Origin of the sequence: Shewanella sp. Isolate11, assembly GCF_022398315.1 — a bacterium.
GTDB lineage: Bacteria > Pseudomonadota > Gammaproteobacteria > Enterobacterales > Shewanellaceae > Shewanella.
Map to the genome: position 1 here is coordinate 193,934 of NZ_JAKEVF010000005.1, position 14,217 is coordinate 208,150.

The 14,217-nt window shown below is 46.0% G+C and carries 12 protein-coding genes; 5 read left to right on the forward strand and 7 right to left on the reverse strand.

Features of this window, described 5'->3' with window-relative positions; genetic code table 11:
- Positions 1-90: 90 nt before the first annotated feature.
- The 3 genes from L1D21_RS13385 to L1D21_RS13395 all read right to left on the reverse strand — a co-directional run bounded on the left by L1D21_RS13385 (position 91) and on the right by L1D21_RS13395 (position 2,927).
- Positions 91-990, reverse strand: coding sequence for an NAD(P)-dependent oxidoreductase (locus L1D21_RS13385; protein ID WP_239845769.1), 900 nt, complete (start codon positions 988-990; stop codon positions 91-93).
- Positions 991-1,070: 80 nt separating this feature from the next.
- Positions 1,071-1,607 carry a Crp/Fnr family transcriptional regulator gene (locus tag L1D21_RS13390; RefSeq protein ID WP_239845770.1) on the reverse strand — a complete coding sequence of 179 codons (537 nt, stop codon included), beginning with the start codon at positions 1,605-1,607 and terminating at the stop codon, positions 1,071-1,073.
- Between the two features lie 546 nt (positions 1,608-2,153).
- Entirely contained in the window at positions 2,154-2,927 is a 774-nt protein-coding gene (locus tag L1D21_RS13395) for a class I SAM-dependent methyltransferase (RefSeq protein ID WP_239845771.1), read from the reverse strand.
- Between the two features lie 180 nt (positions 2,928-3,107).
- Here L1D21_RS13395 and rlmJ point away from each other — a divergent pair, with 180 nt between their 5' ends.
- Positions 3,108-3,947 (forward strand): 23S rRNA (adenine(2030)-N(6))-methyltransferase RlmJ, encoded by an 840-nt coding sequence (gene rlmJ, locus L1D21_RS13400; RefSeq protein WP_239845772.1) that lies wholly within the window; start codon positions 3,108-3,110, stop codon positions 3,945-3,947.
- A gap of 1 nt (position 3,948) precedes the next feature.
- On the opposite strand, the gene L1D21_RS13405 is transcribed toward rlmJ, so the two are convergent.
- From L1D21_RS13405 to L1D21_RS13415, 3 genes are all read right to left on the reverse strand, one after another.
- Entirely contained in the window at positions 3,949-4,611 is a 663-nt protein-coding gene (locus L1D21_RS13405; protein WP_239845842.1) for a lytic transglycosylase domain-containing protein, read from the reverse strand.
- 77 nt (positions 4,612-4,688) lie between these two features.
- Positions 4,689-5,699 (reverse strand): DUF3137 domain-containing protein, encoded by a 1,011-nt coding sequence (locus L1D21_RS13410; RefSeq protein ID WP_239845773.1) that lies wholly within the window; start codon positions 5,697-5,699, stop codon positions 4,689-4,691.
- A gap of 18 nt (positions 5,700-5,717) precedes the next feature.
- Entirely contained in the window at positions 5,718-6,284 is a 567-nt protein-coding gene (locus L1D21_RS13415) for a LemA family protein (RefSeq protein WP_239845774.1), read from the reverse strand.
- Positions 6,285-6,976: 692 nt separating this feature from the next.
- Here L1D21_RS13415 and L1D21_RS13420 point away from each other — a divergent pair.
- Positions 6,977-8,593 (forward strand): AbgT family transporter, encoded by a 1,617-nt coding sequence (locus L1D21_RS13420; RefSeq protein WP_239845775.1) that lies wholly within the window; start codon positions 6,977-6,979, stop codon positions 8,591-8,593.
- A gap of 70 nt (positions 8,594-8,663) precedes the next feature.
- Here the strand turns inward: L1D21_RS13420 and prlC are convergent, their stop codons facing one another.
- A complete protein-coding gene (prlC, locus tag L1D21_RS13425) occupies positions 8,664-10,703 on the reverse strand; it encodes an oligopeptidase A (protein ID WP_239845776.1) in 2,040 nt (679 codons plus the stop codon).
- Between the two features lie 291 nt (positions 10,704-10,994).
- On the opposite strand from prlC, the gene L1D21_RS13430 reads away from it, so the two are divergent.
- The 3 genes from L1D21_RS13430 to gorA all read left to right on the forward strand — a co-directional run bounded on the left by L1D21_RS13430 (position 10,995) and on the right by gorA (position 13,910).
- Positions 10,995-11,774 carry a porin gene (locus tag L1D21_RS13430; RefSeq protein ID WP_239845777.1) on the forward strand — a complete coding sequence of 260 codons (780 nt, stop codon included), beginning with the start codon at positions 10,995-10,997 and terminating at the stop codon, positions 11,772-11,774.
- Between the two features lie 111 nt (positions 11,775-11,885).
- On the forward strand, positions 11,886-12,431 hold the full coding sequence (locus tag L1D21_RS13435; protein ID WP_239845778.1) for a hypothetical protein: 546 nt from the start codon (positions 11,886-11,888) through the stop codon (positions 12,429-12,431).
- A gap of 123 nt (positions 12,432-12,554) precedes the next feature.
- Entirely contained in the window at positions 12,555-13,910 is a 1,356-nt protein-coding gene (gorA, locus tag L1D21_RS13440) for a glutathione-disulfide reductase (protein WP_239845779.1), read from the forward strand.
- Positions 13,911-14,217 lie beyond the last annotated feature (307 nt).

Consider the following 14,217-nt stretch of genomic DNA (forward strand, 5'->3'; position numbering starts at 1 on the left):
ACTAGATAGCTTGGGCTATGTTAGGTTGCAACTCGCAATGGGGCATAACTACGTTAGCGATGTCCGTCTAACGTAGTTAAGATAAACACATTAGTCAGTTAGTCCCGCGAGTTGTCGAGATACCTCAGTTAATGCACTCCAGTCTTTTTGCCCAAGTCCGTTTGCATTTGCTGCGACTAAGTTATCTTTAGCCCCCAGAATTGCTGACGGTTTTACACCACAAGCGGTGAACGCGGTTTCGAATATTAGAGCGTCTTTTAAACCCGCTGTAAGATCGAAGCCAACCGTATCAAAATCTCGCGCTGCTATTTTTTCTGCATAGGAACTCATGGCTTCATTTCCTGCAAAAAACATCTGAGCAACAGCCAATACTTGTCTTTTATCTAGCAGACTTTTCTCTGCAAATGTAAATACTTCACCCAGCATTGCCAGTTGCGCCATAGCCATGTAATTAACACATATTTTCATTCCATTAGCTGAGCTAGCGGTATTGCCAACAGGTACTTGTTTCACTGTATACGACTCTATTATCGGTTGAGCGACTTCTATAGCTGACAACTCTCCTGCAAGGAAGGTAATAAGCTTACCCGCCGCTGCTGCATCAGGACGCCCAACAACAGGGGCTGCTATATATTGGCAACCACGTTTTTCATGCTCTGATTTTAGATGGTCTGCTGTTGAGGGTTGAATTGTCGTTAATCCAACATGGATTTTCCCCGTTGTCATCGAATCAAGAATGCCATCTTTAGCAAGAGATAACTCAATAATGGAATTGTCATCTAACAAGCTGGTAAAAATGATATCGGATTGTTCAACGAGTTCCCTGATACTGTTAGCGACCGTTGCACCCCGCGCCTGAAACGGTTGAGTTTTCGATATCGTTCTGTTGTAAACCGTTAATTGGTATCCCGCTTTTTGAATATTTTCACAGATACCCGATCCCATTTTACCAAGACCGATAAAACCTACTTTCAGATTTTTTGTATTCATGTTGTGTTCACCTTTTATTGTCATAAGCTAGGAACACTTTATCGATAGACAGATTTACAGCCTTAACAATTGTTAACGGATCACTTATTTTTTGCTTTGATTCGACTTAACGACACAGGTGTCATACCTAAGTATGTCGCTATGTAGTGATGCGGAACTTTATCAAAAATATCAGGTTGAAGGTTGAGTAGCTCTTCATATCTTTGCTGTGGATTATTCTTTATCCGAGAAATGAACAGCGCTTGGTAGTGGTACAAACGCTCTGCAATGTAGTCATCAACCGCCTGTTTTATGCTGTTATCTCTATCTAGTAATTGAACTAGCTCATTCTTAGATATAACGCGTAAACGAGCCTCTGTAATAGTTTCAATATTGTACAAAGCAGGAAGATTGCGCTTAAGGCTTTCAAAAGAAGTGACTACATCCCCTTCAAAGAAGAACTGAAAAGTCACATCATGACCATCACCATTAAACCAAGACCTCACGCAGCCCTTCTCGATAATAAAGACCGAATCGCAGATATCGCCATCGTTAAGCAACGTCTCTTTCTTTTTAAAATGATGAACATGTCCAACTCGGATAAGACTCGGAAACGTTGAGATGATTGAAGTACTCATAACCTTGCTCACTAGCAGTAGAAGAAAACTATGAAGGATTTAGGCTACCACATTGTAAACGTTGCCGTCTTTAAGGACGGTTTTGTCTTCGTGTATACATGAGAATAATTTAGTCAAAATGATAACTATCATATGAGGTCCGTATGTGGTCTCAACACGGAAAGGGGCAAAACCAAGTTAGCTTTTGAATTAGTGACTCGCACCAAATGAAGTAACATCGAAGAGATGAAATAACCCTGTGTAGATACAACTGCGGACGTTGATGGCATGGCCGTTCCTTGACATCCATGTCATCACGGCATTTGTGAATCCCTTCACATCAGATGCCATCGTCGAGCCTCCAGGGATGGATTTACGGCGTTGAGCAGAAGTATCTGCACATAAGCCTGCTACAAGCAATTAACCCCGATTGAAGGCACACTTTCAACCCCCCTTCCCAAGTGAAATGAAAAGAGGTTTTTACTGCCTACTCGGCAGATTGTTGCATTAACTTAAACATCGAAACGATTGTTTTTATTAAGCCGCCTATTCAGCAGGTCACAAGACTTACACCATGGCCGCTTTGACATAGACATCGAAGCGGTTTTTCTTAGTTTCAATACGGGTACCGGGTTTAACCCCATCAAGATCTTCGGCGTAATCAGGACGTTTTACTACCACTCGTTTGCTGGCCAATGCCATCGCAGGCGCCAGTAGACCATCGGCGTCGAGATCGGCACCGACCAAAGATTGGAATACTCGCATCTCTTTTTTCACTAGCGCCGACTTTTCACGATGAGGATACATAGGGTCGAGATAGACCACATCCACCAACTGTCCTAACTCGGCTAAGGTAGTCAAACTAGAGCCATGAACCAAGGTCATTCGTTGCTGCATCCAACTACCAATATCGGCATCGAGATAGGCGCGGCGTAGACCATCCTCAAGCAACGCTGCCACCACAGGATTACGCTCGACTAAAGTGACTTTGCAGCCAAGACTCGCCAGTACAAAGGCATCACGTCCCAGTCCTGCCGTGCCATCAACGACCGTAGGATTAATCCCTTGTTTTAAACCCACCGCTTTCGCTATTGCCTGACCTCGGCCACCACCAAATTTGCGGCGATGCGCTACCGCACCAGAGACAAAATCAACCGAAATCCCCTTTAATTTTGGCTCATCACGCTTATTGAGAACTAAGGTGTCATGCTCGAAGACCAACTCAAATTGGGAGTCGGCATCGAAGCTTAATCCCCAACGGGCACAAATGGCTTCTAATGTGGGAAATTGTCGATTAAAAAAGATGCCTGTGGTGGGCTGAGGATGGGATGTTGAGTTCACGTTCGCTCTGGTTTTAGGAAATCGCCATCCTATTATGCCAAAAGCAACCGACGCTGAACATCGGATTTATGGCGTAGACTCACTAGCCATTTGGGCTTTCGTTTTACCTGACCAGACTAAACTCTTATAATTGCGCCTATAATCAGCCTTTATGGCAATCGCCCACCCTTTGGAATATTCATGTTAAGTTACCGCCACGGTTATCATGCTGGCAATTATGCCGACGTACTCAAGCACACCTTATTGCTGCAAACCCTTAAACTAATGCACAAGAAGAACAAGCCCATGGTGTACATAGATACCCATGCGGGGGCTGGCGGCTACAGCTTAGAAGATGAGTTTGCCCAAAAAACTGGGGAATACTTACAAGGGGTGGCAAAGTTATGGGATAAAACCGATCTGCCTGCGCCACTGAGCGACTATATTGCCGATGTAAAACATTTTAATGCGACAGGCTCGCTTGAGCTTTATCCCGGCTCTCCGGCATTTGTCGATATGAATCTGCGTCAAGATGACCGCATGGTGCTGCATGAGCTGCACAGTGCCGATCATCTGCTGCTGGATGAGCAACTGGGTAGCGATAAAAAAATTAAGGTAATTAAAGGCGATGGCCTTAAAGGCTTAATCGCCGCCGTTCCGCCTTTGGAGCGCCGCGCCGTCGTATTAATCGACCCTAGCTACGAGATGAAAAGCGATTATCAAGAGGTCGCTAAAGCCGTGATCAAAGCGCATAAACGTTTTGCCACTGGAGTGTATATGATCTGGTATCCAGTGGTTAACCGTGCGCAAACAGAGGCGATGTTTGATCTCCTAAAACAAAGTGGGATTCGCCGCCAACTGCGTATAGAACAAGGCATAAAAGCCGATAGTGATGAATTTGGTATGACGGCTGCAGGACTTTGGGTAATTAACCCACCTTGGCAATTAGATGAGCTTGCACAAACCACTCTAGATTATCTTCAGCCGCTATTAAATCAAGGTGGCGGCCATACTCAAGTCACTTGGGAAGTGGGCGAATAGCCTAACCGGCTTGCTGATAACGCTTTAAGAGAATTTTAACCCGCTTAACATAGGCTTGGGTTTCAGGATAAGGCGGAATACCTTGATACTGGGCGACTCTTGTTGGCCCAGCATTATAGGCGGCACAAGCCAAGTCGAGATCACCATCGAAGCGCGCAAGCAATTTTGCAAGATAGCGCGCTCCCCCTTCAATATTTTGATCTGGACGATAGGGGTCTTTCACTCCCATCGCCTTGGCCGTTTCTGGCATCAACTGCATCAATCCCATAGCACCAGTGCGCGAAAGGGCAAATACATTAAAGGCCGACTCGGCGTGGATCACGGCGCGGATCAATGCGGGATCAAGTTGATGATTTTTCGCTGCACGACCGATTAATTCATCATAATCGGCGCTAAACAGCGGGATTTTTTGCCAATCGAGTTTGGAATCCACCTGACAGGCATAACAGTCATACATCAATACGGTAAAATCTTTGGCGTTAGGAGCATGGTCAGAAAACGCCATCACACCATTGTTTTGGGTGTATTGGTAAACCTTCACTTTGAGATCGTCGGTGGTATTGTTAACAGCCACAGGGGCATCACTGTTATTCAAGATACCGTGCTTTGAATAGCTGGCTTTATAGCGAGGTTTTTCTTTGCTGGGTTGCTGAGCCCATGCCATTGTCCATGCATTGAAAAGCAGCAGCGACAGCAGGCTGAATTGAAGTAACAATGACAGTGAGCGCCGCACAAATTTCATTACAATCCGATATTAACGTCGAGTTTGAGTACTTCAATAATAGCAAACAGTTGTTTCATCTCGCGGTTTATTTGACTGAATTCATACTCAAATGTCGCCGGATTGAAAATGGAACCTAATTCGAAGCGATTCTCCCGACTGGCGAGCATTATAAGCAGGCTATCGGCATAGAAAGCACATTGGATCTTATTATTAAATAGTTTAGCCAGCTGCTGTAAGCGCTCCATAAAACTAACCGTCAGCAGATATCTGGCTTCAATTTGATCGGTAGAAAACACATCAAACTGCTTTTCAAAACGGGGATCTTCTAGCTTAACCCGACTCAATCCCCTAAAACTGCCAGAGAAAAAATTAACTAAGCCGCCGCGATTTTTGATCACCACGGTATGACCTTTAAAGTCCTTGTGGCTGCCCAAATGCACCATCACCCCCTGAAACTGAGTTTGGGTTTCGGTGCGTTTATCTCGGCGAACCTCTTTAGTTAGCTTCAGCTCGTTAATCGTGATAGCTACCCCTTTATGGCTGCCCTGAACAAAATCATCAAAATGGGCATCATCATAATCGGGCAATAATTTAGACAGTTTCAGGTGTGCCAGACTCATACCCTGACGCGGACTAAAACTAAAGTCTTCACCGAAATAGCTAAAAATATGTGGAAAAACAATATGCTTTACATTGAATTTATAGTCTTTCACTGGACGACTACACCACCAACTCAGCACGAGCACAGGCAATAAAAGCAACGGCCAGGGCAGATCAAGATTGCCTTTAGCGCCGAAAAATAAACTGGCTAACAACATAACAGCAACGATCACTAGACTGATGTAGATCCGTTTACGTAGGGTGGTTAAACAGGTGATTCTATCTTTTTCAAATAAACGGCTCAGCGGCGCAATATGTTGCTCATAATGCGCCTTAAATTGCTCAAGTTCATGTGGAGATGCGGTTAAGCTAGGACGTCGGCCTGCCTTTTTCAGCGAGGCGCCCAATAGAAAATTAATGATATTCACAGAGTGACTCTGAAGTCGCTATAAATAATCGGCGGCGTCAACGCTCTCTTTTGCCGCTTCATCTGCCTCATAAAATGGCATCACTTTCACTTTAGCCATAGAAGCGATAATCGAACCAGGGAAGATTTCAACGGCGGTATTTAGCTCAGACACGGCCGAGTTATAGAAACGACGAGCAGCGGAGATATGTTCCTCCACCTCGTTATAGGTTTGCATCGCCTGTAGCATGGTGATGTCAGATTTAAGCTCAGGATAGTTTTCCACATTGACCATTAGCTGGCCCATTTTGCTATTTAGCTTTTCGGCAGCGGCAAGGTGCGACTTAATCGCTTCGCTGTCGCTCTGGTCATAGCCTGCGGCCACTTGAGCTCGCAATGCTGTAATTTCGGTCAGCAGCGACTTTTCATGTTCCATGAATTTTTTGGCAATTTTAAGGATATTCGGCACTAGGTCGGCGCGCTTTTTCAGTTGCACATCGATACCCGATAATGCTTCGCGCCCGGTATTACGCTTTTTGATTAAGCTGACATACCAAAGGTAAGCAATAATCACCACTATTCCTAAACCCAATAGTAAACCTTGCATCCTAAATCCTTGTTAATTTCTTGCACAGCGCCATTTTCGCCCCACACCTTCTCTGATTTTACTGCATTTTTCCAGCTATTTATCAGTACCCGAACCGAAAGGCTAACGGTGACAAATTGCACACATTTCAGAAAGTGGCACGACAAAAGCGCTTTTATAGTGGACTAAACTTATAATTAATTTCGCTTCTAACCAAATTGAAGGCCAAACGACAATTTAACCCAATAAAAAGCAATAAAATAATTTAATTGCATTAAATACAGCAAGATAAACATCTAACATATATAAACAATAAATTTAAAGCTTCATTTTTTTAACAAAATAGCTAAATATTTTATACATAAACAGCAGCAAGCTAAAAATCCATTGCTGATACCGAGATTAATAACAGATAACTCTTCTTTTGGCGGTTCAGCTTGTATACAGCTAAAAAGGTTATAGTTAATTCACAAGGTAGATCCTTTTGTTGAGAAGTACGACCTACCACTTTTAGCCTCTTAATCTCCCCTAGATTGAGAGGCATTTTTTTATCTGCAGCAGATTATTTCGACCACAACATCTGCTGTTATCCCCCCTTAAAAAAGCAATTTAAGCTTCAGTTAAAGCTGATACGGCATCATGCCGGGTTTACTTGAACAAGCTTTGTTCTCGCAAATTTAGGGCCCGAAGAGGCTTATATCGAAGGAAAAACCATGAGTGTTAATCAGCAAAGTGATCGAGAACTCGCATCAGGTTCGACAATCTCACCACAGGGACAAAGTGGCCTATTTGTCCGTTTCTTAAATGTTGTCGAACGTCTAGGTAACTTACTTCCCCATCCTATTACCTTGTTCGCCCTATTCTGTTTAGCCGTGATCCTCATGAGTGGTATCGCCGGCTATTTTGAATTAACGGTGCAAGATCCTCGTCCCCTTGGTTCCCCCGGTCGCAGCGCCGACGGCCTTATCCACGTAGTCAGCCTGATGAATGCTGAAGGTCTGCGGATGATTGTCTCCAACCTCGTGACCAACTTCACCGGGTTTACGCCTTTGGGTACCGTATTAGTGGCGCTTCTGGGCGTTGGAATTGCAGAACGCTCAGGGCTATTATCGGCAGCAATGCGCACCTTAGTCATGGGCGCCTCAAAACGCCTAGTCACCCTTACCATCGTATTTGCCGGTATCGTTTCTAACACCGCCGCCGAGTTGGGTTATGTGGTGTTAATTCCCATGGCGGCACTGATTTTTCACTCATTGGGACGCCACCCATTAGCAGGTTTAGCTGCGGCATTCGCTGGGGTTTCTGGTGGTTACAGCGCCAACCTATTGCTAGGAACGGTCGATCCTTTATTGTCGGGCATTACCGAAGCGGCAGCGCAAATGATCGATCCTGAATACTTGGTTGGCCCCGAGGTTAACTGGTATTTCATGTTTGTTTCTACCTTCGTGATCACCCTACTTGGCGCACTGGTTACCGAGAAGATTGTCGAGCCAAAACTAGGCAAATACGATGCCAGTGAGGCCAGTATCGATCTCGGTGAGCAAAAAATGGATGGCGTTACCGATATTGAAAAGCGCGGCCTTAAGGCTGCTGGGTTATCGGTACTGATACTCGGCGCTATCTTAGCCTTAACCGTTGTTCCCGAAAATGGACCTCTACGTCACCCAGAAACGGGCTTAGTCGCAGGCTCACCCTTTCTGAAAGGCATAGTGGCATTCATCTTTATCTGTTTTGCCATCCCGGGTCTGGTGTACGGTAAAGTAGTTGGCACCATGAAGCGCGATAAAGACGTTATTGATGCCATGTCTCACAGCATGAGCACCATGGGCATGTATATCGTATTGGTGTTTTTTGCCTCGCAATTTGTCGCTTTCTTCAAGTGGACTAACCTAGGTGCCGTTTTGGCGGTGACTGGTGCCGATGCCTTAAACGCCATTGGCTTAACCGGCCCCATAGTCTTCCTGTTGTTTATTATGATGTGCGGCTTTATTAACTTGATGCTGGGCAGCGCCTCGGCGCAATGGGCGGTTACCGCACCGATTTTTGTCCCCATGCTGATGTTGGTGGGCTACGCCCCAGAAACCATTCAGGCGGCTTATCGAATTGGTGATTCTGTGACTAACTTGATCACGCCGATGATGAGCTACTTCGGGCTGATTCTGGCAGTGGCATCGCAATATAAGAAGAACTTGGGTATTGGCACTTTAGTGGCAACCATGCTGCCTTATTCGATTGTGTTCTTTATCGGTTGGACCTGCTTCTTCTTTATCTGGGTATTTGGTTTTGGCCTGCCTGTCGGCCCAGGTGCCGCCACTTACTACACTCCGTAATCCTCGCTGTAAGTGCATGAAAAAAGGCCAATCCCTTCGGATTGGCCTTTTTACGATATTAGCTAAATGATTAAGCCTGAATGCCCGAATGTCTCAGTAGCGCATCGATTTTCGGCTCACGTCCCATAAAGCGTTTGAACAGTGTCATCGGCTCTAAACTTCCGCCCATTTCTAAGATGTTTTCTAAGAAACTGCGGCCAGTATCGGCATTGAAAATCCCTTCCTCTTCGAAGCGAGAGAAGGCGTCAGCAGACAAGACTTCGGCCCATTTATAGCTGTAATAACCGGCGGCATAACCACCAGCAAAGATATGAGCAAAGCTATGTTGGAAGCGGTTAAATTCGGCCGGTTTTACGACAGCAACCAAGCTTCTCACTTCATCCAGTTTCGCCTGAATCGCCGCGCCCGTTGCGGGGTCATATTCGTGATGCAAACGGAAATCAAACAGTGAAAACTCCAATTGACGTAACATCATCATGCCCGACTGAAAGTTTTTCGCGGCCAGCATTTTATCCAACATCGCCTTAGGTAACGGCTCACCTGTCTCGAAATGACCTGAGATCTGCGCGAGCGCTTCCTCTTCATAACACCAGTTTTCCATAAACTGACTCGGCAACTCTACCGCATCCCAAGGCACACCATTGATTCCCGATACGCCTGCGACATCGATTTTCGTGAGCATATGATGAATACCGTGACCAAATTCGTGAAACAGTGTGGTCACTTCATCATGGGTAAATAGCGCAGGTTTGCCGCCCACAGGGGCATTAAAGTTACAGGTCAAATAGGCAACCGGATGTTGGATCCCGGCAGCTGTATGGCGGCGCACTCGGCAGTCATCCATCCAAGCACCACCACGCTTACCTTCACGGGCATACAAGTCGAGATAGAAACTGCCTCTGTGGTCGCCATTAGCGTCTTTAATCTTGAAAAAGCGAACATCTTTATGCCAAGTATCGAACTGCTTTTGCTCTTCGATACTCAAGCCAAATAGGCGTGAAACCGTGTAGAACAAGCCTGACAAGACGCGGTCTTCAGGGAAGTAAGGTCTTAATTCTTCTTGAGAGATCTCATATCTATGATGCTTAAGCTTTTCGGCATAATAGCTGAGATCCCATGGCTCAAGTTGGCTCACACCACAATGTTCGGCAGCAAATTCGGTTAGCTCTGCCAGCTCAGTTTCGCCCTGAGTCTTAGAGCGGGTCGCCAGCTCATTTAAGAAATCCAGCACTTGCTGTGGCGATTGCGCCATCTTAGTCGCCAGAGACTTATCGGCGTAACTGTCAAAGCCCAATAGATTAGCCAGTTCGTGGCGCAGCGCAAGGATCTCATCCATTAATGGACCATTGTCAAACTCACCTGCATTAGGCCCCTGATCCGATGCGCGGGTAACGAAAGCGGTGTAACATTCCTGTCTCAGTTCACGGTTGTCGCTATAGGTCATCACCGGAAGATATGAAGGGAAATCTAAGGTAAATAACCAGCCGTCTAACTCTTTGGCTTCGGCCATGGCTTTCGCCGCCGCCACTGCTGACTCAGGTAATCCTGCAAGACCCGACTCTTCGGTGATTAATTTGGTCCAAGCCTGAGTCGCATCTAATAGTTGATTAGAGAAGTTACTGGTCAATTCCGACAGGCGTTTTACTAACTCGCCGTACTGCTTTTTGTCTGCATCGCTTAAACCTATGCCTGACAGCTCGAAGTCACGCAAACTATGTTCGATACTGGTTTGCTGCGCCTGAGTTAGCTGACTAAATTCATCGCTTTCTTTTAGCGCTTTGTAGGCTTCATATAAGCCCTGATGTTGACCAACATAGGTGCCATATTCAGATAAAATAGGTAAGCAAGCATCGTGGGCAGCGCGCCATTCATCAGTGCTGAGCACTGAGTTCATGTGCGAAACTGGCGACCAAATCTGGCTCAATTCATCGTCCACTTGCTCCAATGGCTCGATAAAATTATCCCAAGTGTAAGGCCCGCCTGAGGCTAAGACTTCATCAATTTTGCGGCGACAATTTTCAATCCCCTGCTCGACAGCTGGCTGAATATGCTCTGGTTTAATTTGCGAAAAAAGCGGTAGCTCACTGCCGCTAAGCAAAGGATTACTCATTTTACCTTCCTTAAAAATCGTTTAGTTCTTCTCACTTATAGCTTACTTAATATGGGCATTGAAGGCTTGATTCAAGGCCTGTCCCTAGCGCCAAGCCTAAATTGGCGAATAAATGCCCAGTTAGCAGGCTTGTGAGCCAATTACTTTGATCTATCGCAAACAATATCTTTACACAAGATTTACGAATTCAATATTGCCGAGCTGATCGCAAATACAACTAATTATCATTTGTATCAAGAAGGTCGGGATCTATGATGCAAGAGCAGACCAAGATCAGATGATATTTCGCCTATGAAGACTTTAGCTCGCCTCACCTTAACCTCCAGTTTATTGCTGTGCAGTACTTATGTGTTTGCCGATGATGCCTCGATGGCAACCGCAATGGATGATGGTCACATTACTAATGTTATTAGTCGAATTGATAGCACAGAGACGGCTTGGATTATCGATTTAGGCTGGGATTCAAAATACATTTCCGAGGGGCGAAATAACCTCGACAATAGCGGGATTTATTGGGCGACTGGCGCCTATCAATATGACAGCCTCACGGTTTATGCCAGCTTAGGTCGCGGTGACAGCAATAACTATATCGAGTGGGATCTTGGCCTAGAATATGGCTTTGAGCTGACTGAGAATCTTGAGGCTGCCGTAGGATATCAACGCATTCAAGGTTATGGCGACAGCGATTGTCGTGACAACGAGCTGTTTGCTTCTCTAAGTTACAGCCCATTTGAATGGCTAACGCCTTCGCTGGCCTATACCTATTCCACAGAAGCGGCAGGCTATTTTATCGAAGCCAGCGTACACAGCAGTTGGCCAATCACAGCGCAGCTAACCCTGACACCATACGTCACACAAACCTTTGATTTTCAATATGTCACCGAGGAACATGATGGCGCTAACCACCTACAGCTAGGGCTAGAAGCCGAGTACCAACTACAGCCTCAACTTGTCGTTTCTGGACACGTTAGTCAAACCTTCGCTCAACAAGATATCGAGCAAGAAGCAGGCTATAACAACAGGGATTTAGACCAAACCTACTTCGGCTTCCACCTGACTTGGGAGTTTTAACCGCTTTATCTCAATCGCTATAGAGTCGTTGAAAGATGACCAAGGTTGAACTAGCTTTAATTGACTCGCGGCATGGAACGCCGACCACTTGCCTGAACTTAAGGACACGGAATGTCTTATTTTACTCGCCCGACTCTCTGCCTGCTGTTTATTAGCACTCTAGCTTTATATGGACATCAAACTTTGGCTGAAACACCTCAGCCCCAATCAGATGAAATTAAGCCCAGTAATAACAAGTTGAGCAATCAAACTCAGATTATTATTCCACAAGACAGCGCTCTAGACAGTGACGGCAAACCACTGCATATCCCCAAGCAAGCTCAAAGCGCCATCCATTACCAAGCCAGCGAAGCTGCAACCATTGCAATCAGCCTCAAGGATTCCGAGCCACCAAGGCGCAAACACAAAAGCAAGTCGAAGCCATTGAGTCGAAAACAACAACTGGCCAGTCGTCTCCACGTAGCTAACGACCCCAGTTGTCGCTGGCTCAACAAGCGAATGCAACAACTGGAGCACAAAATAAAACAACAAACCAAGCCCAATTATGGCTTTCACAGCGATGAGCTGAGCATAAGAAAGCAAGAGTGGATTTGCATGAAATGTGGCGCCGAAGGCCCACAAGTTAATGACCATGCCAGCTGCCAACACCGGCGCTAAAACTCCCCCTTGCCCGTTACTCTTTTTTCGGCAAGTTTCGGTTGAACTAAACTGCACTGGTTTGACATGCCGTTTCCCCCTACAATGACCGCAATATGCAATCATTCGAATTCGGAGATGATGATGTCCCAACATTTTGACTATATCTGTTTAGGCGCAGGCAGCGGCGGTATTGCCTCAGCAAACCGCGCAGCCATGCGCGGCGCTAAAGTGCTACTAATCGAAGCTAAAGCCTTAGGCGGCACTTGTGTTAACGTTGGCTGCGTACCTAAAAAAGTAATGTGGTACGGTGCCCAAGTTGCTGAAGCGATGCACCTTTATGCCAAAGATTACGGCTTCGATGTCAGCGTTAACCAATTTGACTGGAGCAAGTTAGTCGAAAGCCGCGAAGCTTATATCGAACGAATTCACGGGGCTTATGATCGCGGTCTGGAAAGTAACGGTGTGACTTTAGTGCGAGGCTATGGCCGCTTCGTCAATAACCACACTATCGACGTCGATGGCGTGCAATATACCGCCGACAACATCTTAATTGCCACGGGCGGTTCTCCTACCATCCCAAATATTCCCGGTGCGGAATATGGCATAGATTCTGATGGTTTCTTCGCCCTCAATGAGCAACCTAAGCGTGTTGCCGTGATCGGCGCAGGCTACATTGCCGTAGAAGTGGCTGGCGTACTTCATGCGCTCGGAAGCGAGACGCATCTGTTTGTGCGTAAACATGCACCGCTACGTAGTTTCGACCCCATGCTAAGCGAAGCCTTGATGGAAAGCATGGCAACAGACGGTTTAAGCCTGCACACCAATAGCGTGCCTCAGTCGGTCAGCAAGAATGCCGACGGCAGTCTGACACTCACCTTAGAAAGCGGTGAACAATATGAAGTGGATACGCTAATTTGGGCGATTGGCCGTAAACCTTCAACCGACAAGATCGGTCTGGAGAACACCGATGTCGCCCTTAATGAGCAAGGTTATGTCATCGTCGATGAACAGCAAAACACCAGCGCCAAAGGCATCTACTGTGTTGGTGACATTATGGCTGGCGGCGTCGAACTGACTCCGGTTGCAGTTAAGGCGGGTCGTCTACTATCGGAGCGCTTATTCAATGGCATGCATGATGCCAAGATGGACTACAAACTGATCCCAACCGTGGTCTTTAGCCACCCAGCCATTGGCACCATGGGACTGACTGAACCGGAAGCAGTGGCACAATACGGCCAAGACCAAATTAAAGTCTACAGTTCAGGCTTTACCTCTATGTACACTGCTGTGACAGCTCACCGTCAAGCGTGCAAGATGAAACTGGTTTGTGCAGGTGAAAACGAAACCGTCGTCGGTATTCACGGTATCGGTTATGGCATGGATGAAATTTTGCAAGGTTTCGGTGTCGCTATGAAGATGGGCGCCACCAAAGCTGACTTCGACGCGGTTGTGGCTATCCACCCCACTGGCGCCGAAGAATTCGTTACCATGAGATAAATTCAATACTGAGATCAGCCTCTCAAGTTAATTTTTTAAAGGTGATATCCCAGCAGGGATATCACCTTTTTTATTAGTGTTAATGGATCTTTCTTCAAGCAATTTTAGTTATTGTGACGACAAAAATTATTTGCTTTAAATCCCTCTGCTTAAGCCCTATGGTCGCGTCCTAATTTTGATGAAAGTCGAAGCCATAACAATCGAATGAAATCAAAGGCCAAAATGGGGTTTGCTCACTAGAGTCACTATTTATGACTATAGTTACAGCTGCGGAGTCATCACCCCGTTAAAGCAACAAATCAAGGCT